Source organism: Porticoccus sp. Uisw_050_02 (genome assembly GCF_047729555.1).
In the GTDB taxonomy this organism is placed as follows: domain Bacteria; phylum Pseudomonadota; class Gammaproteobacteria; order Pseudomonadales; family Porticoccaceae; genus Porticoccus.
This window is the reverse complement of the sequence record NZ_CP159825.1, coordinates 501,118-527,642: the sequence shown is the minus strand read 5'-3', so window position 1 is coordinate 527,642 and position 26,525 is coordinate 501,118. Positions and strand designations below refer to the sequence as shown.

The window sequence follows — 26,525 nt, the reverse complement described above, 5'->3', positions numbered from 1 at the left end:
CAATATATTAAGCACTTGAATATTAAAAATTTACCTCTTATCTATATTGCGTTGCTTGTTTTTTAATTCTATTTTTTTCTGCCTGCGATTAGACGTTTGCGATTCTATTGAGGAGCCAAGATGTGCCTCCCCTCTTTTTTTAGACAAATTCATTTGCTTTTCTCTGTCTGCAAAACGCCTTATTTGCTCAACACTGTGCTCACCATAACAATAATGACAGCTAACTCCTTTTTTGTAGCTCTCATGTTGTATATTTTTTTGTGTTAACGGCATACGACATGCGTGGCATTGATCATAGCTACCTTTTTCTAATTTGTGATTGACCGTGACTCGGTTATCGAAAACAAAACATTCCCCCTGCCACCTGGAAGAAGATTCAGGGACATTTTCAAGATAGCTAAGTATCCCTCCTTTGAGATGATAAACCTCGTCAAAACCATTCTGTTTTAAGTAGGCAGTAGATTTTTCGCAACGAATACCGCCAGTGCAAAACATTGCTACTTTTTTATGTTTATTAGGGTTCAATGTATCAGTTATATAATTAGGAAAATCCCGAAATGTCTTGGTTTCTGGATTTATCGAATTTTTAAAAGTTCCAATTTCTACTTCATACTTATTTCTGGTGTCTAGGAGTAGCACTTCTGGATCATCAATAAAAGTATTCCAGTCACTAGGGTCAACATAAGTGCCAACCAGGGTATTAGGATCAATATTATCAACGCCCATTGTCACAATTTCTTTCTTTAACTTTACCTTTGTTCTATAGAATGGGAGTTCATTTACATAAGACTCTTTAATTTCTAAATCTGAAAAGCGACTGTCTTCTCCCAACCAAAATATAACCGCATCAATACCTTTTCTCGATCCAGCGATGGTGCCATTAATGCCCTCAGGGGCTAAAAGAAACGTACCCACCACTGACTCTTTAAGCATTAGACTATATAGAGGGGCTCGAAATGTCTCGAAATCAGGAAATTCTGCGAATCGGTACAATGAAGCAACTACAACACTCAAGTGGGTATTTTCCATATTCTTTCTCGTTGCCACCGTTATAAATGGCAGGGTGATACAAAAATTTGTACTATCATCAGCACTTTGTTAGGTGCATTTTAATTACATATAGCCTTGCACTCAAGGCCACCTAAAATCACTATCTCATCTATCGACAATTGCAATGTCACAAGCTATTGTCGTTACCTATAATAACCATTTAGGCAAAATACTATGGGTTTATTTTTAGCGCTTATGATTCTTGTAGCTATAGGCTATAAGTGCTGGGTAGGACTTAAAAGGTGTCCTCCTGAACAGCGCAGAAAACTTCTTATTAAAAGCGTCTTATTTGCTCTTATTACAATAATAATTGCACTGGCAATAACTGGAAGAGTTTCTTGGATAATGGCAGCTATAGCTGCCTTGGTACCTCTTGCAAAAATTTTTCTTGGTCTTGCTTGGCGAGGTTTTCCATTCATTCAGGCATGGATGCGAAGCCGGAAAAGCAAAACAGGCGAAAGCTTTTCTGCAAAGGTAAATACTACACTAACAGAAGCCGAGGCCTGGGAAATTCTTGGGCTCGAATCAGGGTCCAGCAACGAAGATATCATTCAGGCACATAGGGTGTTGATGCAAAAACTTCACCCTGATCGTGGAGGAAATAACTATATAGCCACAAAATTAAATCTTGCACGGGATTTGCTTATAGAGAGAAAAAATTAACTCTTACTGTTAGTGTCACGCAATAGCATCATGGAGAAAATTCTAGAGCCCATCAATTGCGACACGCCAATATGCCATATCCAAGGCATTTGCCAGCTCAAGCCTATTTTAATGCAGGCGCAGAGTGAGCATTTGAATCACTTAGATAAATATATTAGCGGATTTAATCAATCAAAAGATAATTGAGTGGATTGAATTTAGATATGTTTCCCCCGCCCCCTAACTGATTATCCAAGAACTTTTCAAGACACAAAACTTTTTAAACTGTATGAATAGACCAAACGATAGTAGAATTATAAATGTTAATTAGTTCACCCACACTACGCCCACAATCAGAGGTAGCACTAGGGGTATTTAATTGAAGTAGTAGGTTGCATGAAGCGATAATAGAAAAGCGATTGATACTGTATTTACTAGCTTTGAAAGAAATTAAAAATCACGTCCCGGTGGCACAGCTGGATAGCGCGGCCCCCTCCTAAGGGGCAGGTCAGAGGTTCGAATCCTCTTCGGGACGCCAATTAATACATGACTTACATCCAAATCAGTGAAACTGTAGTAGTGGAAAATTGACATTTGGGTGCAATTAGGGTGCAATGAAACTAAGGATTCATTAACTTAGTAAGGTTGCTATGGCTACCATCTACAAACGAAATGGCAAGTGGCGAGTCCAGATTCGTCAAGCAGGATTTAAAGACATATCTGAAGCATTCCCCTCAAAGAAAGATGCTGATGCCTTTGCAAAAATAACTGAAGCAAAAAGAATACAGGGAACTTACATTGACTCAAGCGTAGCTTCTGATACCAATTTCGGTGATTGCTTAGATAAGTACGAGCAAGAACAAACAGTAGCGAAACGAAGGTCTCTAAGACAACTAAAGTCCCAGCTTAATCTAATAAGACAGTCTGACTTAGTTAAGCTCAGCATCCTCAATATAAAGCCTCCTGAGATAGTAAAGTACAAAGAACAGCGAATGGCTCTTGGTATCTCATCTGCTACCTATATCAAAGACCACAACCTATTGCATAGGCTATTTGAAGTCATACAAAAGGACTGGGGTATTGAGCTACCTAATGGCAATCCTGTAGCAAAGGTCTCTACACCGAAACACACAAGCCCTACCAGCAGAAATAGAAGACTGGTTGGCAATGAAGAAGAGTTACTGCTTAGAGCCTTAGATAAAAGCTCCTATGAAACAGCTTTGGTTGTGAGGTTATGTCTTGCTACTGGTATGCGTAGAGGTGAACTGATGAATATCATGATTAGGGACATAGACCAAAAAAGAAAGTGCCTGGTGATTCCAAAAACCAAAACAGATCATGCTAGAGAAATCCTCCTTACAAATGAGGCTTTTGATGCTTTAGCTAAACAGTTTCTGGTTATAATTAATAGCGTGAGACAAATCTACCCTGAGGCTGTAGAAGTTAGTATTGCTAAACTTCAAGGCAAAGGTAAGGTTGTTAGCCTTGAGACTCCTAAGGATATAAGTAATAGTTTCATGGTATTCCATATGAAGCCTGATTCAATCACCAAGGCATTCTCTCGTGCTTGTAAGCTGACTGGCATTGAAGGTCTCACCTTTCATGACTTGAGGCATGAGGCAATATCAAGACTATTTGAACTGGGATTAGATATGATGGAGGTCAGTCATATATCTGGTCATAAAGATTTTGCTATGCTGAAGAAGTACACTCATTTGAAGCCTGAATCTATCCTTGAGAAGATGCAAAGGAAGCAAGCAGAACAATACAACTGACGATAATATCGCTCCTTGATTGTAAGGGGCTTGGTAGCAGGAACTTGAGATGGACTTAGATTTTGCTCTGAAGTTTATAGTGCTGTTCTCACTATATTGCTGGGTGTACATACTTGGCAGAAGAAAGATTGAAATGCTAATCAAACAGCCTGATACTCCAAAGATTATAAAAGACTGGGGATTGGGAGCGTGGCTTGTATCAGTGTCGGTACTGACTCTGGTAATCAGTGATGTGATCTTCTAGTTAATCGCCTTAAGTGGCTTCTTGGAGCTAACCTTGAACAAAAGCGAAACGCTATTGACTCAATTGAATACAAGATAGATTAGGATAAGAAAGTTGTTAAGTTGTTTGGCTGTATGGTTGACGCAATCACTGACTGGCATAGTGAGGCGCTATGCAAATACTTTTGTCACAATACAGCACGTTCGAAAAGACGTAGAAAAAACGCGCTGTTCGTCGTCTAGTTGAATCTATAGTATGAGGGTAATTCTTAATCAGCGAAGGTGAGAGATGAGCTCTAGGGTAGATAATTGCTTCGATGAAGTTCGTTTTATACTGGCTTTTATTGTCTTGGTTGCGCATACATCTGTCCTTGCGACTGCAGAACAGTTAGCTTGGTTTACAGGGTATTTTGATTCAAATTTTGCAGTAAAGGGATTTTTTGCAATCAGTGGCTATCTTGTAACGAAAAGTTATCTTTCAAGCGGCAGCTACATTCAATACTTTGAAAAGAGAATTAGACGAATATATCCCGCATATGTTCTTGTATTAATCTACTGCGTAATAGTTGGGTTTCTCACAACAGATTTAACCTTGACTGAGTTCGTTAGCAACTCACAATTTGTGAAATATTTGGGAGCTAATTTAGCATTCTTAAATTTTGTCCAGCCGAATCTTCCAGGTTCAATTCCACTCGCTGAAGTACAAGCACTGAACGGTTCTCTTTGGACAATTAAAGTAGAGTTAATGCTATATTTCACCGTTCCTGTATTGCTCATTTTGCATAAAAGGATTGGTGCATGCGCTTCTTTGTTCATCTGCTTTGGACTTGGTATAACGTGGTATCTATATTTTACCCAGTATTTTCCTCATCCTATTGGACAAACAATTTCTAGACAATTTCCTGGGCAGCTACCATTTTTTGCATTCGGTAGCATGCTGGGTTTCATTGCCCTAAATAAGGTTTCTACTGTTTCAGTAATCATTGTTAGCTTGATTTATTTCGTGCTTCTAAAGTCCAGTGTTGAGAATCCGCTTCGTGAAATTATGACTATGTTCATCTATCCGTTTTTTGTTCTGATGGTAGCCAAATCTCGACTATTATCGATTGGGATAGGAAAGTTTGGTGACTTGTCATATGGAATATACCTTTTCCATTTTCCTACTATACAGATGTTAGAACACTTAGGGCTTTACAAATTTAATCCGTATGTCGGCTTTCTCGCTAGTGTTGTAATTACAATAACGCTTGCTGCATTTTCTTGGCATGCGGTAGAAAAGCGCTTCTTAAAGCGTTCTTCACATTACATTACAGCGACAAAGATTGCTTAATTAATGAATGGTTCAATGGTCAAAAAAGCCAAGCGACGACTTTCGTAAGTTGTTGCAAGAGCGCATTGATAAAGTTAATCCACGTCGAGCACTTACTCCTGTATTACCATAAATTCTCCTTTCATATAAACTTCCTAAAAGTACATAAATATATGTCTATATGCTTCCCTATTATTGCTAATTAAGTAATTGATTTAATTACCTTTTTAATAGATAGCCGATATGGCTCTAGGAGCTTATATAAGGCGATTCTAGGGACTTTATGATGCAGTGCTATGATGGTATTAAAAGTCCTTTTATTTGTTCATTTAGTACCTTTTAATTCGTTTAAAAACAATAAGTTATTATAGTTTTAAGTATGGATAAAATTGATAGAAAACACTCAAGATTATTAGATGTTTATCTCTGGTCAGAGCATCAGGGATTATCCTCTCTTTGTGATGAGCTATGGGAAGAGAATTTCAAACACGACCAACTCAATAATACTAACAGCACCAAATACAAGAAGATGTTTAAGTTAGTCGTGCTTAATCTTTATGTTGTTTGGTTAGAAGATGAAACACTAGCAGTTGGTTTATCAATGTCACCTAACGAATATAAGCAAGGTTCTAGATACAGTCAGTTATTCATCAGTAGGAAAATAATCCCTATTGTTAGAAAGATGCACAAGAAAGGCTTGATTGAACTACTTAAAGGGTCTGAACAATCTGGTAAGACTACAAGAATCAGAGCTACCAGTATCTTGATAAAGGAGTTTGAAGCATTAAACCTGTGTCAGTTTAAGGACATCGTGCCTAGATTTATCCATAGTGAGCTCGTGGTATTACAAGAAACAATCAAAGTTAAAGGCACGAAAACGAAGAAGAAGATACTTCACGAATACGAAGACACCACTGCTACTAAGCAGATGAGGCAGTATATGAGGAGCTACAACGACCTACTTCATCACACCCACATAGATATACCAACACTAACTAAGCCTTATATAATCCACAAAGATAAGTTAATTAAAGTCTCTCATCTGAATAAATTGGTTAAGAGGATATTTTATAGAGGCTCGTTTGAACTGGGTGGCAGACTTCATGGAGGCTTCTGGCAACAAATAGGTTCTCAATGGCGTTCTCAAATCTATATGGATGGTGGGGCTACAGTAGAAGCAGATTACTCTGGTCTACATATCTCTCTACTATTTGGATTACAGGGAGAACAACCACCAGCAGACCCTTATACACTGGATTATAAGCTAGCAGGCTTTAATAAAGTAGAACAGAGAGCAGTGGTTAAACGCCTAATGCTCAACACAATTAATGCAAAAGAAGAAACTAAAGCATTTAATGCATTTAGAGATAAGGCTAAAACGACAAAAGAGAGAAAGCTAAAGAATATTCAGCTTAAAGAACTACTAGATGCATTCTGTACCCAGCATCCTTTAATCAAAGATAGTATCTGTAAAGATAAAGGTGTTGAGTTAATGCGTTTAGATGGTGAAATAGCAATGGCTGTTGTTAATTACTTCACTGAAAGAGGCATCCCTATTCTATCGGTACATGACTCTTTCATCATTCATTGTGAGAAATCCATAGAACTTAAAGAAGCAATGAATAAAGCAGTAAGTGATGCTGTTGGTTGTAAAATTAACATCACTCAAGAACATCAAGGTTTAGACGAAGTAGAAAAGATAAGAGATGGAGACCCAGAGTCTAATGTTTCTTTTACAAATATAATGAGTATAGACAAAATAACTAAAGAATATGAACAACGCTTACATGAACACGAAGAGTGGAGGATTAGTGGTATTAACTGTCTTAAAGGCTATATGGATATAGCTCTAGTACAACCTAATCTTTATCTAACGTTATCTAAGTCAGCAGAAGAACATATGAGGCTTACTAAGTTAGAACAAGAAGAAGCAGATACATCATCAAACAACTAACTGCTGTTGGTTAATATTAATAATTAATAGAAGAAGTAAGTTATATATAGAAACAATATCTACTATTAACAGCTAATCTCTCTTTTTTTTAATGGTTTAAGTAGTAGTAACAATAAGAAGCAGAAGCAGCAGCAACCATTAACCCATTACCTATACAGCTGTAAGCCAATGATTACATAGCTTGTAGAGAGGTGCTACTGCTGAAGATAAGTAGTAGTGGTGTGATTAGTGTTTTCATTTCGTATTAATCCTTGTTCTTATCTAATCAAACCAGCCTTTGGGTTTAAGTCCATGTTCAGCCAAATAAGTTATTTCAACCTGTCTAACATCCGCGTGAAAGTTATTTCATTGCAGTTATAACTTCTTTAACTATAAATTATGGTTATAATTCTCAGACAGCGCTCACTCTAAATTTTATTTAAATCCCGCTCAAGGAGAGAACTATAGATGTTAACCAGAATCGATGATTTCTTTGCCTTTTTGGGTTTAAGTAAAAATGAGACGGAATCAGGCATACAACTGTCAACAGAGTACGGTGAAAAAGCTATAGGTATGACACACACTAATGACTACAAAGCCCTTGGTGCGGTTGTACTTCATCACAAGCCTAAGCGAATTTTTGAAATTGGTACATATAAAGGGCTTACTTCGGATTTTTTTCTAAATTTAAACTCCGATTGCGAAGTGGTTTCGATAGCCTATAAAAATCCTTGGTGGAAAATATTCAGTGCAATATTCAATAATTCTGATCTGCCTAAAAAATTAATTGGATCTGAAGTCCAAGACAAGCATCGTTCTCGGTTTACACAAATATACGGAAACTCTCATGCTCTAAAAACAGAGTCTTTTATAAAAAAATACGGTCGGTTTGATGCGGTTCTGATTGATGGCGACCATTCCGGTAAAGGGGTTGCACTGGATACTATTTTTGCTAGGACTATTTTAAATGAGGCAGGAGTGATTCTGTGGCACGATGCCAACCCTAAATCTAAGTATATGGATGTAAGAAAATATCTTGAAAATGAATTAGAGCTAGATGCCATAGCGACTCGCGATGATTTCATCGGAGGTATTGCCTACTGGAGTTCTGAACTGGAAAGCCGCTTGAAGTCGGAGGCTGGAGTCACTTAGCAGATGTGAGTGGATCGTTAAGCTGGCAAGTGGCGTTTTAACACCTACTGCTATTAGATAATCCCCAGAGTGCCCGGATATTTTCGGGCATTTTTATGTTTGTTGGTTTTTCAAATCCAGCTATTTTGTATACGGGTGGGTACTATATACAAGCAGCAAACCATAAGCCCTCCCCCGCCCCCTGTCCTGTTGTTCAAGAATATTTATAAGTACGAGAAATTCTCTGTGCAATCTCTGTGCAGTGAAATACATCTGATAATACGCAGTAGATATAAGGTAGGTGTATAAGGAATAAGCTAAAACATAGGTATATATTGGTCTACAGGCTGTTATCAGTGAGGTATAAAAAGGATTAAATACTAGATACGTCTCCCTCCTAAGGGGCAGGTCAGAGGTTCGAATCCTCTTCGGGACGCCAATTAATACATGACTTACATCCAAATCAGTGAAATTATATGTAGTAGAAAATCAACCCTTAAACCACTTATAATAACTTCAAGCAACACATAAGAAAATTTAAGCCACCAAATAGAGATAGAGGTTTTTATGGAGATGAAGGAAATAAATTCAGATGCTGTATGCAACATTCTAAATGAAATAATGGAGTATGAGTTAGCAGGAGTCGTGAGATATACCCACTCTGCCATGATGGTAAGTGGACCATACAGACTACCAATTGTTACTTTTTTGAAAGATCAGGCCTCTGAATCTTTAGAGCACGCACAACATGCCGGAGAATTAATCGTTGGATTAGATGGCCACCCCAGTCAACGTATTGCGGAGATCAAAGAAACTCACAAACACTCAATAAAAGACATCCTTGAAGAAAGCTTGGCTCATGAGCAGGGTGCACTTGAGCTTTATAAGAAATTTTTAGGGAATGTTGCAGATAGATCTATTTATCTAGAGGAATATGTGCGTGGCCTAATAGGACAAGAGGAGCAGCATGCACTAGAACTAAAAGCAATGCTGAAAGATTTTGGGTAAAAAGAGATCTTAAATGATTCAATCTCTAAGGATAACCTAAATTTTAGACTACAATTGTATATTCTTTACCAAAGATGGAATTTAAACCCAATGTCAGCATTGGGTTTAAATGACTGTAAAATAGAAGTTATTAGCAATAAAGTAAGGATTTTTGCTGTGAATAGTTTCATCTTTTAATCTTTTTTTTTCAGGTTCGTGAGCTTGCGTATTCTTTGAGCCCTTCAAGGGAATATAGCTTTTGGGGCCATTTGAAGGTTCAATAGCAAGCCATCCAAAGCTAACTCTTCAGATTGACTGGCAATTTTAATTTCATTAATCTTACTTATGTTCCTTCTAGTGCAGAAGCCACAACAGCTAGAGTCTCCCTGTTAAATGTTTACTACTACTAATTCTTAGAGATTCTCTTTGCCAGTCAAACCAACTGCTTTTTTCCGTAATCTCTCTATCATGCAATCCTTTTAATACAAATGATAATGATAACTATTATCATTATCATTTGTATTAAAATAGGGTATAGTTCTGGAAATAGCGTACAGAGCAATTTGCGCGACTATAAATCAATTGCTCAAAAAAACTGAGCACAAGAGGTTTTAAAGATGACACAAAAAATCAACCAACAAACACGCAGAGCAAAAATAAAAGACCAGCCATTTGTAAATTTACTGATGCCAATAGGTTCAGATGCGGGAAGAGAAGATCTTGAAAAACAAAGAGCCCGTATAAGAAAGATCAATAGAACTGCAGCAAAGAAAATATTTGTGCCATTTTCAACAAATATGGAGCAACGAAAAGCTGCAATAGAGCTCCGAGCAAAGGGCAGGAAAATTGTATCAGGCTTGCCTGGTCAAGTTCCTGACTATGAAGACTTAGAGTGCTCGCTTCAACTGATTGAAATGGGCGGACAATTTATAGTAGTGCCGATCGAAAAGTAGGGCTTTAGACGGAACTTTATTAATTGAATTACTGAAAGGATTAAATAGGTACAAGTGCTTTTTATATTTATAGATTTTTTATTATTTAAGGTGTGCTTTTATTTATGAACCAAACCATTTTTTAGATAACCTTTTCTTCTATAAGTAGTTCTTCTCAATCTGTTTAGCGGCGTATGCAGTATTTTTACCTACTTTTTTAGCGCATCAAAATCAAGCAATGGTGGCTGTAGCTCAGTTGGTAGAGCACAATCTTGTAAAGGGGTCGCGGGTTCGAGTCCCGTCAGCCACACCATTTGACACCAAAAAGCTTTCCCTGCGATATATGAACAAAGCAGTTTAGACCCCCCCCGCCCCCTTGAAACATGTTCATTAAAATAAAGAAGAGTGGGAGTCAATTGGTTGTCTAGAGTAAGGCACTAAACAAGGAAGGGTAGTGAGTATAGACAACGCTATTTGGTTTCTAAGAAACTTATAATGAGGTAGTAATAGTAACGACGACGACGACAACTAATACATTACCCATACCTGTTAAATGTATACTAGTAGTGGATCTTAGAGCTTCCCCACCAATAACAACGCATGCTGCAATAATATATGTCTTGTATGTCTTTTATTTCTTTAAGTCACTCATTACAATGAGGTCAGTTTAATCATTGATTTACCCTTTAGGGTTGTCGCAAGAGGTTTTTAGTGTGAGTTTCAATAAATTATGCCCTTTATCGCTTTTTTTAATGTTGTCTATCGCTTGGACATCTCAAGTACAAGCAACTTGCAGTAGGACTGGTGCTGACGGCCTCAATGATAATGGCGTAATTGCTAATGGTAGCGGTGGGAATAGTTACATTGTTACAAATAATGGTCAGACCAATCAAACTAGTTGCGAAGAAGATCCTGATGAATATGGCCTAACATTTTTTAAACTTGCTATTTGTAAATCGAACCCGATTTCTGGAGATTATTCAACTTGCGCCGATCTGGGTGATGCTGATTTATCAGCAGGATTAGATCACACGATAGCGCCACCTGCTAAAACAGTTTTGAACACAGGATCTATTGATGTCCCTGCAGGCGATTACAATTATATGGTTGCGATTGTTTCTAATAAAATTTCGATTACGCATACTCAACAGTTTGCAAATGATTTGAGAGGTAGAACGGGTCAAGGAAAAACTTGCTGGACAGTTAGTAAAATCATAGCAAACACTGGGACCTTAGGAAGCGCAGGCTATGTTCATGATCTATATGGAAGCTTGTCAAATACTAATACCCGCCTCGGGATGTCATGGGAGTGTGGTGATGCTGGTAATGAAGATCCTGTCCCCTCAAATACAATTATTGCTTCATTTGATGGGTGTGATGCTTCGTTTTCTGCGACTAGTGAAGGGACAACATCAAATGGCACTGTTGGTGGAAGGTTACTGAAGGCTGATAATACCGATGCAACCGATTGTGAAAATGCAAGTCGTATCAGGTGGGTGATTAATTATTCATCACCGCTAATTGTTAAATCGACTTCAACCTTTGATTTATCTTTTAAGACTACCAATGCTTTTGAAATTTCACTTGGTGATAATAGTGGAGCTATAGCTTTTGCGGTAGCACCAGCGATAAATCCTCCTGAGGCGATTTTAGTAACGAAGCACTAAATATTCATAGTCAGATTTTTTATTATCTCTAAGAAATAAATATATATTATTAGTGAGCTCATTATGAACAATTAACTGTTGGATTCTTTTATCTTTAAAGTTGTTGCTTGGCTGTGACTGCCAAGCAACAAAACCTTCTTCAGTTATTCCCTCATCAAAACTATGTCTTCCTTGAGATGCTCCATAAGTGACTATAAAAACAAAGTCATTTTGCCTGTTATTGCATTCAAGTAAAAAACCACTTGGACATCTTGAAGAATTTATAAAATGTTTCTTGCAGATCACTGCTTATTAAAAATTTTAATTTAACCGCAGCCTTTATTTGATAATAATTTCTATAAGGTACATAGCCTTGATACCAGCTACTCCATTTTTATCTTTTTTTTATAATTTACTGTATATTTAAACAGTTAATTATATAATTAAGACTTTATTGTTCATATAACTCATATATCTTGCAAAATATTTATTAATTACAGCTATATGATTTTAACTTTATGTATTGATAGGCTGATCATTTGATGCAAGTAGTATGGTTTAAAAGGGATATTCGAATCTATGATAATGAGGCGCTTTATGAGGCTAGCAAGGTTGGAGCTATCTTACCGATTTATATATTCGAGCCTGAATTGTGGCATCAGGCTGATTTAAGTCACCGTCATTACGTGTTTCTTTGCGATTGTCTGGTTGAACTAAAGACAGCACTCCAAAAAATTGGACAAAATCTAGTCATAAAAACAGGTGCCGCTGTAGAAATTTTACATCAAATTCACGAGAACCATCAAATTGATACTCTTTGGTCTCATCAAGAAACTTGGAATGACTGGACATATCAGCGTGATCGAAAAATCAAGAAATGGGCTTCTCAAAATTCAATAAAATGGAATCAACCAACACAAAATGGAGTAGTTAGAAGCCTAAAAAACCGTAATGGATGGTCAAAGAATTGGTATGCCAAGATGCAGGAGCCCATTTATAGTGAACCAAGGAAACTTCGAAATCATATATATAATTCCGATGACACTCCAAGTGCAAAAGAACTAAGACTTAAAGATGATAACTGTTCGGTTATACAAAAAGGTGGTCGCTCAGAAGCATTAAAAATGCTGAATAGTTTTTTTTCTGAAAGAGGGTGCAACTATACAAAACATATGTCTTCGCCAGTTACAGCTTTCGATAACTGCTCAAGATTATCGACCCATCTTGCTTTTGGAACTATTTCAATACGTGAGGTTTTTCAAAAAACTGAAGCAGAAAAAAAAGCCCGTGTAGGTGCTTCAGTAAAAAGTAATGATTTATGGGGAAGATCGTTGCGTACTTTTTCTAGCAGGCTTCGTTGGCATTGTCATTTTATACAAAAGCTTGAGGATGAACCACGAATTGAATATGAAAACATGCACTCAGTTTACAACACACTAAGACAAGACCCTATTAATCGGACATACTTTGAAGCTTGGAAAATTGGTCGAACTGGGTTTCCAATGGTGGATGCTTGCATGAGAGCACTCATTTCAACCGGTTGGCTAAACTTTCGCATGAGAGCAATGTTAATCAGCTTTGCTAGTTACCATCTATGGCTACATTGGCAAGAGCCAGCAATTTATCTAGCTAGGCTTTTCACAGACTATGAACCAGGAATACATTATAGCCAAATCCAAATGCAATCAGGTACGACTGGAATTAACAGTATTCGTATATATAATCCAATCAAGCAAGGCATAGATCATGATCCAGAAGGAAAGTTTATTCGTAAATGGGTTCCCGAGTTATCCGCTCTTGATGCTAAATATATTCATAAGCCATGGGATAGTCCAATATCGGTAAATGAATACCCATTGCCTATTATCAACGAAAGATATGCGAGAGAAGCAGCTGCAAAAAATATCTATACGTTAAGATATAGCAGCATGCACAAAGAGGTTTCCAAAGACATCTTAAAAAAACATGGAAGTAGAAAAAATAAATACCATATAACTAAAATAAAAAAAAACAAGGGAAACTTATCCATCCAAAAAAACTTACAACAAGAAATGCCTTTTTAGCAAAAAAGATCAGGGTCATAAATCTATAATGAAATCTAACGATGTACTCAAAGAGTTTAAAGCAAAAAATATAATTATACCGAAAGAGCTAATCCCATGGATGAGATCTAACCATGCAGGTGAAACCGGTGCCGTATGGATTTATAAAGGTGCGAAGTGTGTATTTTGGTCAAAAAAAATTTACCAAATGGCACTAAATCATGAAAAATCTGAAATTAAACATCTCATTATTATGCAGCATCTTGTTGGCGACTCAGAAAGAAGTAAGCTGTTAATTTTATGGAAGATTATGGGATTTTTGCTTGGATTTTTTCCATCCTTATTAGGCCATAAAACCTTTTGTATTACTATTAACGCAGTGGAAACATTTGTAAGAAAACACTATGAAGAACAAATAAATTACCTCACAGGAAATGAACGTTACTCTGCACTTTTATATGTTCTTCAAAAATGTTGTTTTGATGAGATCGCTCATCAAAAAGATGCGGAAAAACAGATTGCTGGTCTAAAGTTTTCAAGTATCGCAAGAATATGGTTTTCAATTGTAGAGTTCGGATCTGCAGTTGCGGTTAAAGTTGCGAAAAAGATTTGATTTTTTAAATGTAAAAAAAATTATGGTGGCTGATACTAGATTTCAGGCCGATTGATCGCTAATTTCTTTTATTGCTTCAGTAAATTTTAATGTCGCCACAGAAATGCAAAAACTACCGCCATACGCATCAATCAAAGATAACACTACTTACAGATGTGGTTCTTGGAGATTCTCTTTGCTAGTTAAGGCAGCCTTTAGATTCTACGCCGCACATATAAGGGTCTGAGCTTTAGTTTAGATTTATATCACTCACCACAGATTGCTTTTAGAATTGCTTCTGATGATGAGTTAGATTGAGGATATTCCCATTCTTGGTTTTTAGGACTGTAATTATTCTCTCTATCCTCAGACCCAAGACCCATAGGTTCTTTATAGTTAATAAAGCTCAAATCCTGATAACGCATTAACATGCAATCAACTTTTTTATGAGTTTTTCCAGACAAATGGCCATGCATGCATGCTTCCGGGCTATCAGACAAAGTCCAAAAGTAAGAATGTCCACCTTGTTTTTTAATGCTTTCAAAATCGACATAGTAATCAGTTCCATCAGTAATTTTAGCCACTTTGGTCCATTCACTAAAAGAAAGTGATGGAAACACCAATGTGAGCACTAGTAGTAATAGTGTAAGTAGTGTTTTCATTTCGCACGATCACTTTTTATTTTCTATTTGAAAGGTCTGAGAATAAGTAAATAAACGGGGCCCATAAATAAGCCCCGCCTACGAAACTCCATAACCACATTTGACGTCTTTCGGTTTCAAACCTTTTAAGATAATAGTCTACCTCTAACTTAGAGTATTCTTCTCTATCGTTACTCTGCCAGGCCTCATACTCAAGCTTGAATCCTTTCATTTGCCAATAATAACAGCCGACCACACAGAGAAAATATAGGCCTATTCCCACAGAATTTCTCCTTAATTAATTACTTAAAGATTAATGCAACTAAAGATATTAGCGTATTATTTTGAAGCTATTAAAATATATAGGATTAATTAATTAGATCTTGTATTTTTATTTAGATTTTATTTATCTTGCCCATCTTTTTTATCATGGTCATCATGGTCATCATGGTCATCATGGTCATCATGGTCATCATGTGCCTTTTGATCTTTATCAGCGGCATGCACTTTATCAGCGGCATGATTTCCACCACAATGGCTGGCATAAACATTTGTCATTGCACTTAACATCAAAATAAAAAATGCTACTGTTAATTTTTTCATATCTTAGTCCTTTGTTTTTTTATTGTATTTATATCTTAACCTACAAGAATAAATTTTTGCTAATTATACCGGCTATTCATTTAAAAGACCGGCAGTGTGCGCGTTCAAGTGAAGGGGTTTTCAATTTCAGCTTTTAAAAGATTGAGTGGTTACTATATACAAGCAGCAAACCATAAGCCCTCCCCCGCCCCCCTTGAAACATGTTAAATAAATAAAGAAGTGGTAGCACCAGTCAGTTATCAAGAGCAAGACACTAAACAAAGAAGGGTAGTGAATATAGACAAAGATATTTGGCTTCTAAGAAACTTATAATAAGGTAGTAATAGCAACAACAACTAATACATTAACCATACCTGTTAAATGTAGGCTATTAGTGGCTCTTAGAGCTTCTCTTCACTAGTCAGGGAAATTACAATAGTACCCATCTTCACCTATTTTATTAATTAGAGGGTAGCCTAGAGATTCAAGGAAACTAATAATAGGTGCTGGATTATAAGACTCAACCTGTAGAATACATTTGTTGTTACGAAGCATATCTCGCATACCATGCAAAGCCTGAAGTTCATGTCCCTCAATATCTATTTTAATTGCGATAAAGCTGCCCACTACTGCTTCGATAATGTTATCTAGCCTATCAACATGAATTTTAGTCTCTTTAAATTGTTTTTTATTAGATTGAACATTAGCAGAAAAATCAGTCGCTTTAATTCGTGAGCGTCCAGTGCTGTTCCCTGTATTTTCCATAAAAGCGACTTCGCCAATTTCATCACTTAGTCCAATCATTTTGACTTCAACAAAATTATGAAGATTATTTAGCAATAAGTTTGCGCTCAACTGGCAAACATTCGAAGATACTGGCTCAAAAGCAATAATCTTTTCAATGGACTGCAGGCTGGAAACATTAAGTGAATACAATCCAATGTTAGCTCCAACATCAAAAAATATCGTACATCCAGCCTTATTGATTAGATTCAAAAAATAATCGAGCTGTTCTTTTTCGTAGCCGACTTCAGTAATAATCTTGCGGTCAACGCTATTCCTATAGTTTAGGAGGTATTTCAGCCCATCCCTATCAATGATTCGAAAAACATTACGCCTGAATCCTCCATACCAAAGACGGTATAGCTTGCTTAGTAACTTCATTGCTTAGAATCCATTTCTTAATCCTTCCTTGATTTTTTAAAATAATAATCCTAAAACTAAAGATTTCCTAATTTCAGCTTTTAAAAGTTTGGGCGGTTATGAGAGGAGTTTCTTGGAATGAGCTAAAGGTTTATGGAATAATTATTTAAGCGGGAGGGGAATATGGCTTGAGCATCCACCCAAGCCATTTCGATAATGCGACGTTTTTCAGTATTTTCATTTATTCCTTAAAGATATTCGATATCAATTTTTTGTATTGCGTAAAATTCTTTATACTTTCATTAAAATGGACAAGCAATTAAAAACTATACAGTTACATTTTTATAACCTTATAAATATTTGCTCTGTTGCCTTTTCTGTCTCTAGTATGATGAATTTTTTCAAGCCTGAGCTTCTTCATGGACTCCTTAATAGTTTCGCTATATTTTTTTTCGACAAGAATAATATAATCAAAATGAAGATAGCTGGTTAAAGTATTTGTTAAAGAATTTGAAGCGCAGGTATTAATTTTTTCGCCATTTTCTTTCTCTAGGTTGACGATAGTTTCGATATTTTTCCGACATATTATCGAAGATGATTCTTTAGTGTCAAAATAATATTCAATATAAATATTGTCTGTCATCAAAAGACTTTTACTTGGGACGTTCTGTGCAGACCAAACTGCGATATCCTTAATATAAGACTTACGATGTGACATCGTCAAAGTATCAATTAAGTTATAAAAAAGACATAGAGCAACAATAGACAGAGGTAGAATTTTCTTTTCAAGCCATAAAAACTCAATACCTAATACCAAACGGTGAGCAAGAAGTAGAAATAAGCCAATTAGCGCCATAACTAAATATCTAGAGGTAACAAAGTATTCCTTATATAAGAAAAAAATCAATATCAATATATTGACCAGAAAAAAATATATGAATAACTGTTGATATAATTTCGCAGAAGTATGATCACCCTTAGAGGCAGCCATAAAGTAAACTATAATGTAGCTAAGTGAAAACCCTTCAAATAATTTCAAAATTAGCATCAAGAACATGCCAGTTAAAAAAATAAAAGTGGCATAGTCCTTGGAGTATTTGTTTAAAATTTGACTTTCTATAATACCTGTAGCGTGAGTTAGCTTTTCAGTATAAAAACTTAAGTCAATGTAAGTTGAAATAGGTGCTCCATCAAATTTCGAATATGCAGCTACGACATCAAGCTGGCTTAGTAGAACTATCAAAATCGCAAGCACACCTATTATCGATAGATAGGAAGTCAGTAAAATTTCCTTGAAAGCTATGAAGTTTTTTTTCGTTTTAATCAGCAGCAAAAACAAAGGAAGAGCGAATAATATAACGCTACCTTCTATTCGAAAAAAAATAGCAGCTATCATAAAAATTTGCCAAAGCGATGCATTTTTTAAATTTGGCGACTTAAGGAAAAGCATAAATTGATAAAGAGCAAGGCTTGTAAAAGCCCAGTAACCGCTATCGCGAAATATATAGTCACGATATTCATTAAGCGGCATAAAGCAGGTGATCAAAAGAGCGGCAATTGCTAATTGTCTATGTGTCGACATAATAAGTCGGCATATCAGAACCAGCGCATCGGTTAGCAACACAAAGAAAAAACTATTTATAATGAGTGCAGAAGACTCCAAAGATATAGATGTTAGCTGGTGAAAATACGCGATGATAATTGAATATGTCGGCCAATTATAAAGTGCTACAGAGGATTGAATGCCTTCAACTAAAAATAACTCAGCTGCCTTTATATATAGAATCCCATCTTGATTGATTATGTCATCAAAAAGAATTACGAATAGCGAAATCAGGAGGCTTGCAAAAGCTGTGCAAATTCGAATTTGAATAACACTAAGATAAGATGGTTGGTTGTCAGTATTATGCATTTCTAAATTATCCTGATAAATCGAGATCAAAAGCACCAAATTTTCTCTATGATTTGGATAATTAATGATATTTACTCTTTATCTTAACAATTTAATGACACGATGATAAGTCCGCCTATATGTTTGTTAACCTGAGTGCGTATGGGTAAAATACTATATGCATGATACATAAGTGCTTCCTAGCTTAACTACTTTGTATGATTGTTATAAAAAGTAGGTAGTGAGTATAGACAAAGATGTTTGGCTTCTGGAGAACTTATAATAAAGCAGTAGTATAATAGCTAATATATTACTCATGCCTGTTGAATGTAGCCTGCTAGTGGCTCCTAGAACTTCTCTCCACTAGCCAAGGAAATTACAATAAACCCATCTTCACCTATTTTATTAATTAGAGGATAGCGATCATATGACGATCTCATTTGTAAAAAGAAAAATGGATGTCCTTGATAAATTTTTTACAATTACTAGGAGTCGACAGCTGCGTCGATAAAAAATATGGTACTTTTACTTTATGCTTTGATTGGAATTACTGCTGTTGGTATCTTGTGTTTCTTATTAAATGACTATCTAGATAAAAAGTTAGTAATCTTTATTTTTAGCATACTTTCTCTGGCTGGCTTGGTTCTATCGGTGCTGAATGATCAGCAAGACTTTACACCCTGGCTTATATGCTCATTACCACTCACTATTTATTTAATCTATATAGCTATCTTTAGGGGTAAGAAATAAAAGAAAAAAGATAAGCCTAGGTGACACTAAAAATTTTTCGAAGACCACAACAACCCGCACTTTCTGTTTTACAAAATCTGAGAAAATATTTCTAGCAAAAAATATCTACAACAAGCAATGCGAAAAAATACTAAGGAGGCAACGAAATGCACTCAGAAAAAGAATTAATGAAAAAAACAAAAGCAGAGTTAATTGGAATGATTAATGCAGATAGCAATGCGTATAAAGCCAGCGAAGAGTTGCCTGCGCTGAAAAAAAAACTTGTTCTGTGGCGGACCGGTTGTGCTTTTTTCGCCATATTGTATCTAATAAACTGGATTGCTCTTGCCATCCGCTAATCTACCTACCCTCACCAAGAAAAGCAGAAATAGAGCATGGGGGTTAATACTATGAAGAGGGGTAAGCAGTGGGTTATTTTGATATAGGAGTGTATATTTTCCTCGCCATTGCGGCGCTCATCTTGATGGGAGCAGCTGTAGTGGTTTATAGAAGCAAAAAAGAAAATAGCACTGGTGTAGAAACAGAAAGCACCACACCTTTGCTTGTCCCCCTTCTAGCTATCGCCACTTCTGGCTTGGCCTTAGTATTTATAAAATATGTATTATCCTCATTTTAATTTAATACCATTACTTCTCTGTAGCTATTTTTCTTAAGATGAAAAGTAATCAACATCGCCAAGTAATTTAATTAGATGCACCAGAAAACGACCGGCCTCTGCGCCGTTAATGGCGCGATGATCATAGGACAACGCTAGCGGTAACATAAGGCGCGGTACAAACACACTACCATCCCATGTTGATTTCATTTGTGATTTCGAAACACCCAGAATACCAATTTCTGGGGCATTAATAATGGGAGTGAATCCATTACCACCAATAGCGCCTAAGCTAGACAGAGTAAAGCAACCGCCCTTCATTTCTGCAGGGCTTAGCTTTCCATCGCGAGCTTTATTAGCCAGCATTGCAACATCTACGGAGATATCCCAGATATCCTTTTCATCAACATCGCGAATCACTGGCACAACTAGTCCGCGTGGCGTATCGACAGCCATACCGATATGGATATAATGCTTTTGTATAAAGTGCTTGCCGTCTACTGCAAGAGAACGATTGAATTCTGGGTTCGACTGAAGTAACGAGCCTATCGCTTTAATTAAAAAAGCCACTAGTGTAACGCGCTTTTCTTGCTTGACTTTGAGTGATTTTCGAAATACTTCTAGCTCGGTGATATCAGCCTCATCTAATTGGGTGACATGCGGGATGCTCCTCCAGTTGCGCTGCATATTAGCCGCGGTTAACTTTTGAATCTTGCTCATTTTGATTGTTTTAATGACACCAAACTGACTAAAGTCAACAATGGGTGCTGGCGATATTCCTATGTCGCCTGATACCTTTTCTGTTGTCGATACCCTGTCTTTCATTACTTTCTTGACGAAGTTATTGATATCGTCTTTTAAAATACGCCCCCTAGATCCGGTTCCAATAACCTCAATTAACGATACACCTAATTCACGAGCGAATTTACGCGCGACCGGACCAGCATAAATATCAGTCGCTATAGTTTTCCCAGAACCTAATTCGAAGTCCGCCATCTCAAACCGCTGTACAGTTGACACTGGTATAGATGCTTTCTCCATGACTGCTTCGGGTTTATTTTTTGCCATCACCACCGAAGAGGACGCTTCAATCGCTTTCTCTTCAGGCGGATTCTCAGCATCAGCTGGCGTTTCTTTCGCCATATCAATCTCAGCAATAGCATCACCGACGTGCACTATCGCACCTTCGGTAACAAGGTATTTTTTAAACACACCAGCCACAGGACTAGGCATGTCCATGGCCGCCTTATCAGACTCGAGTACCAAAAGTGAATCTTCTAAGGCAACAACATCGCCAGAGGCGAGACCCAGGTCAATTACCTCAACTGTCTCAGCCCCACCGAGATCTGGCACCATCACTATTTGTATTGGCACATTGATTCCTCTATTAGTCAGAGATTGGCGTTTAGTGACACACTGCTGGTGCACCCACGCTTAAACATACAGTGGATTCGGTTTTTCTGGGTCAATCCCAAATTTTTTCATCGCTTTAGCAAGTATCGAAGTTTTTATTTTTCCTTCGTCAGCTAGCATTTTCAGTCCTGCCAGTACTATAAAGTAGCGGTCAACCTCAAAGAAATTACGCAACGTAGCGCGGCTATCACTGCGACCAAAGCCATCTGTGCCAAGTACATAGAGTGGAAATTGGATATATTTACGTAACTGCTCCGCATGATTCTTCATGTAGTCAGTGGCAATAACGACGGGTCCAACGCTACCCTCCATCTGTTCTGTTATGTAGGATTTTTTAGGCTTACTCTCAGGATGCAGTAAATTCCATCGATCGATTTTCTGGCCATCGCGAGTCAGCTCATTAACGCTGGTTAAGCTCCAAATATCTGACTCAACAGAGAAAGACTCGCGTAGAATCGTTGCCGCTTCGCGCACTTCATTGAGAATAGCTCCAGATCCCATCAACTGTACTTTTAGCTCAGTATCGGCGCCCCTGAAAAACGAATACATACCCCTGACAATACCTTCTTCAGCGCCCTCTGGCATGACTGGCTGACTGTAATTTTCATTCATGGTGGTCAAGTAGTAGAAGCAGTTTTCTTTATTTTTGTACATGCGCCTAACACCATCTTGAATAACAACCGTCAGCTCATAACTATAGGATGCATCATAGCTTTTACAGTTTGGCACAGTGTTGGCAAGAATATGGCTATGGCCATCCTGATGCTGCAATCCTTCACCATTCAGTGTGGTTCTACCAGCCGTGGCGCCAATAAGGAAGCCTCGCGCCTGACTGTCTCCAGCCGCCCATATCAAGTCACCAACACGCTGAAAACCAAACATCGAATAGAAAATATAAAAAGGAATCATCGGGCGACTGCTTGTACTGTAAGCAGTCGCTAGAGCCAACCAGGCTGACATGGCACCCGCTTCATTTATGCCCTCTTCAAGAATGACGCCTTTTTTATCTTCTTTGTAATACATGATCTGCTGATGATCATGTGGTACATACTTCTGTCCAGAAGATGTATATATGCCCAGCTGGCGGAACATACCTTCCATACCAAAAGTGCGCGCCTCATCTGGTACAATTGGTACCACAAAACTACCGATGGTTTTGTCTTTAATTAATACCGAAAGGATCTGCATAAGCACCATGGTGGTTGAAACTTCACGCTCACCGCTGCCTTCTAACTGCTTTTTGAATGCCTTTAGTGTTGGTACATCCATAGCCTTAAAGCCAGACTTCCTCGAAGGCAGAGGGCCCCCTAGCTCCCTGCGGCAGCTGCGTAAGTATTTGAGCTCTGGGCTGTTTTTATCGGGACGATAGTAGGGAGCATTCTCTAGCTGTTTTTCTGGTATCGGAATACCAAAACGATCACGAAAACCGCGTAGACTATCTAAATCGAGTTTTTTTATCGAATGCGTATTATTAGCGGCTTCATCGGCACTTCCTAACCCGTAACCTTTCACTGTGTGCGCCAAAATAACTGTCGGTTGATTCTTATGAGCAACAGCTTCAGCATAGGCTGCATAAACTTTATAGGGGTCATGGCCGCCGCGATTAAGGTACATAATTTGCTCGTCGGTCATATCTTTCACCAACTCAAGTAACTCAGAATACTTGCCGAAGAAGTGTTCGCGAGTGTAGGCGCCGCCATTAAATCTGTAATTCTGTAACTCACCATCACAGACCTCATTCATGCGTCTAATCAGCAGACCGCTTTTATCTTTTTCTAGCAGTTCATCCCAGTGACGCCCCCATATAACTTTAATCACGTTCCAGCCAGCACCACGAAAAATCCCTTCAAGTTCTTGGATAATTTTACCATTACCTCTTACCGGCCCATCGAGCCTTTGCAAATTGCAGTTGACAACAAAAATTAGATTTTCAAGTTGCTCGCGCCCTGCTAATGAAATAGCACCTAAGCTTTCAGGCTCATCACATTCGCCGTCGCCCAAAAATGCCCAGACCTTGCGATCACGGCGTGCGACTATGCCGCGCGCCGAAAGGTAGCGCATGATATGGGCCTGATAGATCGCTTGAATGGGGCCAAGACCCATAGAAACTGTTGGAAACTGCCAGTATTCAGGCATTAACCAAGGGTGCGGATAAGAAGACAATCCGCCGCCGCCAACCTCACGACGGAAGTTATCCATTTGCGCTTCACTAATGCGGCCCTCTAGAAATGATCGCGCATACATGCCAGGAGAACTGTGGCCCTGAAAGAAAATAAGGTCACCGAGATCGTCGCCATCAGCACCGTGAAAGAAATAGTTAAAGCCAACATCATAGAGGGTCGCCGCAGAGGCAAAAGTGGCAATATGGCCGCCGATACCTTCGCTCTTTTTATTGGCGCGCATCACCATCACCAAAGCATTCCATCGCACTAGCGAACGAATACGGCGCTCCATAAGAAGGTCGCCAGGCATACGCTTTTCACGCGGAGGACTAATAGTATTGTGAAATGGAGTGGTAATCGAAGATGGCAGCTTTATGCTCTGGCTGCTAGCATGAGCCTGAAGTTCGTTGAGCAGAAAGGCTACCCTGTCTTCGCCGTGGACTTTGTATACCGAGTCGAAGGCTTCGAGCCACTCTTGCGTTTCAAAAGGGTCTACATCGTGGGTCATATTTCACCCATCAGTTACCAAAAAGGTGATACAAGACAATCTTACTCTCTATTTGTCGTAGCGCGCAACACTTCCTTATGTACCATAGGCAGGCACATCAGAAGAGGTAGATATGGATCCGCCCGCCGTCGAAAAATTATTTCATCTAATTAATTTTTTTATGAAAAGATTATAGAAAAGCCCCCAATACTACTGGAGGCTTTTCGAAGTGCTACTCTGCTATCATGATCTTCCTGAAAAAAAGCTTAGGGCGCCACATATCAGCAGTTTTTTTATTTATGCCATAGATTAAATATCATGCTTAAGGTCGAAGCGATCCAATCGCATAACCTTTATCCAGGCTTTTACAAAATCCTTAACAAATCGCTCTTTCGAGGTATCAAAGGCATAAGCTTCAGCAATAGCGCGCAGCTCGGAATTTGAGCCAAAGATTAAATCAACTGGTGTCGCGGTGTATTTTACCTCACCAGTTTTGCGATTTACTCCTTCATATACCCCTTCAATGTTTGCTTTGCGCCACTTAGTGGCCATATCCAAAAGATTCACAAAGAAGTCATTGCTAAGCACGCCAGGATTATTCGTAAACACGCCATGGCTGCTGCCATCTGCATTAGCGCCTAACATACGCATGCCGCCCAATAATACCGTCATTTCTGGCACAGTTAAAGTTAGCTGATCAGCCTTATCTATTAACATCTCTGTTGGAGGTCGATAGCTTTCATCTTTATTAAAATAATTGCGGAATGCATCTGCTTTTGGCTCTAACATAGCAAAAGAATTTACGTCTATTTGCGCTTGAGTTGTATCACCCCGGCCTGGAGTGAATGGCACTTCAATTGATATACCCCCATCTTGGGCTGCTCTCTCAATAGCCGTCGCCCCAGCAAGTACTATTAAGTCTGCCAAAGATACCTTGCGACCCAAAAATGAGTTATTAAGAAATGAGCTATTAAAGCCTTTTTGGATAGACTCCAGCTTTTCAAGCACCTTGGTCAATTTCGCTGAATTATTAATCTTCCAGGTATTTTGAGGAGCTAGTACGATTCGTGCACCATTAGCACCGCCACGCATGTCTGATGCACGAAAGCTCGAAGCTGAGGCCCAAGCAACAGCTACCAACTCTGAGTTACTCAGACCAGATTCAAGAATTTCTTCTTTTAAGCCAGCTATATCGCTGTCACTAACCATCTTGTAGTCTGGTTTTGGCACAGGATCCTGCCAAATTAATTTCTCTTCTGGTACTTCTTTACCCAAGAAGCGTGCGCTTGGACCCATATCGCGATGAGTTAACTTGTACCATGCTTTGGCAAAAGCCTTTTGATATTCTGCTGGATCCGCCAAAAAACGTTCGGCGATCTTTTTGTATTCAGGATCAAATTTCAATGCAAGGTCAGCTGTAGTCATCACAGGTGCATGAAATTTTCCTTTTATATGCGCATCTGGCACAGAGCTCTCTAAACCTTTGTTCTTTGGTACCCACTGAATCGCACCTGCAGGACTCCGAGTTTCCTCCCATTCGTTATTAAGCAAGTTCTCTAAATACAAACTAGTCCACTGTATTGGTGCTTGCGTCCAAGCCCCTTCAAGACCGCTAGTGGTTGTATCTTCAGAGTGACCTTTGCCGCATTTATTTTTCCAGCCTAATCCTTGGTTTTCAATAGGGGCTGCTGCTGGTTCTGGCCCAACGCAGTCCTTGGGTTTGTGAGCACCATGCATCTTGCCAAACGTATGGCCGCCTGCAATTAAGGCAAGTGTCTCTTCATCATTCATTGCCATACGCCCAAAGGTTATACGGATATTTTTTGCAGAACCTATCGGGTCAGGTTTACCTTTCGGGCCTTCAGGATTCACATAAATCAGACCCATATGAGTTGCACCTAAAGGCTGCTGAAGTTTCCCATCTCGCCCCTCGCGATCACTTGCTAACATTTCAACCTCTGGACCCCAATAAACTAAATCAGGCTCCCAGTCATCAGAACGCCCCCCTGCAAAACCATAGGTTTCAAAACCCATATTTTCAAGAGCAACGTTACCCGCAAGAATCATTAAATCAGCCCAAGAAAGAGCCTCGCCATATTTTTGTTTTACCGGCCAAAGCAACCGGCGCGCCTTATCAAGATTGCCATTATCCGGCCAGCTGTTAAGAGGGTCGAAACGTTGCTGTCCACCACCACCACCACCTCGGCCGTCAAATGTGCGGTATGTGCCTGCACTATGCCAAGTCATACGAATAAAGAATGGTCCATAATTTCCATAATCTGCCGGCCACCAATCTTGTGAGGTCGTCAGTAATACGTCGATGTCTTTCTTGGCAGCATCAAGATCGAGTGACTCAAAAGCTTTTGCATAATTAAATTCTTCACCAAGTGGATTAGAGCGAATGTCATGATCACGCAAAGGAGACAAATCGAGCTGATCAGGCCACCAAAATTGATTAGATTTCGTTTTAATCGAATTCTCAGCTATAACTATCTGAGAAGCTGCAATAAAAGATACTAAAGCTGCCAAAAAAACACCTAATAATTTATACCTTCGCATAATGTCACTCTCTCTATTTAAATCGTCTGACATGATTAGAG

20 protein-coding genes and 2 tRNA genes are annotated in these 26,525 nt (G+C 38.4%); 14 read left to right on the top strand and 8 right to left on the bottom strand.

Annotation, left to right across the window (positions count from 1 at the left end; translation table 11 throughout):
* Window positions 1–30: 30 nt before the first annotated feature.
* Window positions 31–1,029 carry a rhodanese-related sulfurtransferase gene (locus tag ABXT41_RS02530; RefSeq protein ID WP_415391262.1) on the bottom strand — a complete coding sequence of 333 codons (999 nt, stop codon included), beginning with the start codon at window positions 1,027–1,029 and terminating at the stop codon, window positions 31–33.
* Window positions 1,030–1,224: 195 nt separating this feature from the next.
* Between ABXT41_RS02530 and ABXT41_RS02525 the strand changes: the two genes are divergently transcribed.
* From ABXT41_RS02525 to ABXT41_RS02470, 12 genes are all read left to right on the top strand, one after another.
* The gene (locus ABXT41_RS02525) at window positions 1,225–1,713 is read left to right on the top strand and encodes a molecular chaperone DnaJ (protein WP_415391261.1); all 489 of its coding nucleotides are present in this window, start codon (window positions 1,225–1,227) and stop codon (window positions 1,711–1,713) included.
* A gap of 440 nt (window positions 1,714–2,153) precedes the next feature.
* Window positions 2,154–2,230 (top strand) — tRNA-Arg (locus ABXT41_RS02520).
* Window positions 2,231–2,342: 112 nt separating this feature from the next.
* Window positions 2,343–3,467 (top strand): tyrosine-type recombinase/integrase, encoded by a 1,125-nt coding sequence (locus ABXT41_RS02515; protein ID WP_415391260.1) that lies wholly within the window; start codon window positions 2,343–2,345, stop codon window positions 3,465–3,467.
* A 511-nt stretch (window positions 3,468–3,978) separates the two neighbouring features.
* The gene (locus tag ABXT41_RS02510; protein WP_415391259.1) at window positions 3,979–5,019 is read left to right on the top strand and encodes an acyltransferase family protein; all 1,041 of its coding nucleotides are present in this window, start codon (window positions 3,979–3,981) and stop codon (window positions 5,017–5,019) included.
* Between the two features lie 358 nt (window positions 5,020–5,377).
* Window positions 5,378–6,952 carry a hypothetical protein gene (locus ABXT41_RS02505; protein ID WP_415391258.1) on the top strand — a complete coding sequence of 525 codons (1,575 nt, stop codon included), beginning with the start codon at window positions 5,378–5,380 and terminating at the stop codon, window positions 6,950–6,952.
* 447 nt (window positions 6,953–7,399) lie between these two features.
* Window positions 7,400–8,083, top strand: coding sequence for a class I SAM-dependent methyltransferase (locus ABXT41_RS02500; protein WP_415391257.1), 684 nt, complete (start codon window positions 7,400–7,402; stop codon window positions 8,081–8,083).
* Between the two features lie 546 nt (window positions 8,084–8,629).
* Window positions 8,630–9,070 carry a ferritin-like domain-containing protein gene (locus tag ABXT41_RS02495; protein WP_415391256.1) on the top strand — a complete coding sequence of 147 codons (441 nt, stop codon included), beginning with the start codon at window positions 8,630–8,632 and terminating at the stop codon, window positions 9,068–9,070.
* Between the two features lie 596 nt (window positions 9,071–9,666).
* Entirely contained in the window at window positions 9,667–10,002 is a 336-nt protein-coding gene (locus ABXT41_RS02490) for a hypothetical protein (protein ID WP_415391255.1), read from the top strand.
* Between the two features lie 220 nt (window positions 10,003–10,222).
* A tRNA-Thr gene (locus ABXT41_RS02485) sits at window positions 10,223–10,294 on the top strand.
* Between the two features lie 400 nt (window positions 10,295–10,694).
* A complete protein-coding gene (locus ABXT41_RS02480) occupies window positions 10,695–11,648 on the top strand; it encodes a hypothetical protein (protein ID WP_415391254.1) in 954 nt (317 codons plus the stop codon).
* A 521-nt stretch (window positions 11,649–12,169) separates the two neighbouring features.
* Window positions 12,170–13,690: an FAD-binding domain-containing protein gene (locus ABXT41_RS02475; RefSeq protein WP_415391440.1), complete on the top strand. Its 1,521-nt coding sequence runs from the start codon at window positions 12,170–12,172 to the stop codon at window positions 13,688–13,690.
* 28 nt (window positions 13,691–13,718) lie between these two features.
* Window positions 13,719–14,282, top strand: coding sequence for a demethoxyubiquinone hydroxylase family protein (locus ABXT41_RS02470; RefSeq protein WP_415391253.1), 564 nt, complete (start codon window positions 13,719–13,721; stop codon window positions 14,280–14,282).
* Window positions 14,283–14,527: 245 nt separating this feature from the next.
* Here the strand turns inward: ABXT41_RS02470 and ABXT41_RS02465 are convergent, their stop codons facing one another.
* The 4 genes from ABXT41_RS02465 to ABXT41_RS02450 form a co-directional block, all read right to left on the bottom strand.
* Window positions 14,528–14,923, bottom strand: a complete 396-nt coding sequence (locus ABXT41_RS02465; protein WP_415391252.1) for a surface-adhesin E family protein — start codon at window positions 14,921–14,923, stop codon at window positions 14,528–14,530.
* A 381-nt stretch (window positions 14,924–15,304) separates the two neighbouring features.
* Window positions 15,305–15,505, bottom strand: a complete 201-nt coding sequence (locus ABXT41_RS02460; protein ID WP_415391251.1) for a hypothetical protein — start codon at window positions 15,503–15,505, stop codon at window positions 15,305–15,307.
* A 396-nt stretch (window positions 15,506–15,901) separates the two neighbouring features.
* Complete coding sequence (locus ABXT41_RS02455) at window positions 15,902–16,648, bottom strand: FkbM family methyltransferase (protein WP_415391250.1); 747 nt, start codon at window positions 16,646–16,648, stop codon at window positions 15,902–15,904.
* Between the two features lie 313 nt (window positions 16,649–16,961).
* On the bottom strand, window positions 16,962–18,539 hold the full coding sequence (locus tag ABXT41_RS02450; RefSeq protein WP_415391249.1) for a hypothetical protein: 1,578 nt from the start codon (window positions 18,537–18,539) through the stop codon (window positions 16,962–16,964).
* 875 nt (window positions 18,540–19,414) lie between these two features.
* Between ABXT41_RS02450 and ABXT41_RS02445 the strand changes: the two genes are divergently transcribed.
* Window positions 19,415–19,606 carry a hypothetical protein gene (locus ABXT41_RS02445; RefSeq protein WP_415391248.1) on the top strand — a complete coding sequence of 64 codons (192 nt, stop codon included), beginning with the start codon at window positions 19,415–19,417 and terminating at the stop codon, window positions 19,604–19,606.
* A 68-nt stretch (window positions 19,607–19,674) separates the two neighbouring features.
* The gene (locus ABXT41_RS02440; protein WP_415391247.1) at window positions 19,675–19,884 is read left to right on the top strand and encodes a hypothetical protein; all 210 of its coding nucleotides are present in this window, start codon (window positions 19,675–19,677) and stop codon (window positions 19,882–19,884) included.
* A 33-nt stretch (window positions 19,885–19,917) separates the two neighbouring features.
* On the opposite strand, the gene ABXT41_RS02435 is transcribed toward ABXT41_RS02440, so the two are convergent.
* From ABXT41_RS02435 to katG, 3 genes are all read right to left on the bottom strand, one after another.
* Window positions 19,918–21,237, bottom strand: a complete 1,320-nt coding sequence (locus ABXT41_RS02435; RefSeq protein ID WP_415391246.1) for a 2-oxo acid dehydrogenase subunit E2 — start codon at window positions 21,235–21,237, stop codon at window positions 19,918–19,920.
* A gap of 60 nt (window positions 21,238–21,297) precedes the next feature.
* Entirely contained in the window at window positions 21,298–23,946 is a 2,649-nt protein-coding gene (gene aceE / locus ABXT41_RS02430) for a pyruvate dehydrogenase (acetyl-transferring), homodimeric type (RefSeq protein ID WP_415391245.1), read from the bottom strand.
* A gap of 288 nt (window positions 23,947–24,234) precedes the next feature.
* The gene (gene katG / locus ABXT41_RS02425) at window positions 24,235–26,517 is read right to left on the bottom strand and encodes a catalase/peroxidase HPI (protein WP_415391244.1); all 2,283 of its coding nucleotides are present in this window, start codon (window positions 26,515–26,517) and stop codon (window positions 24,235–24,237) included.
* Window positions 26,518–26,525 lie beyond the last annotated feature (8 nt).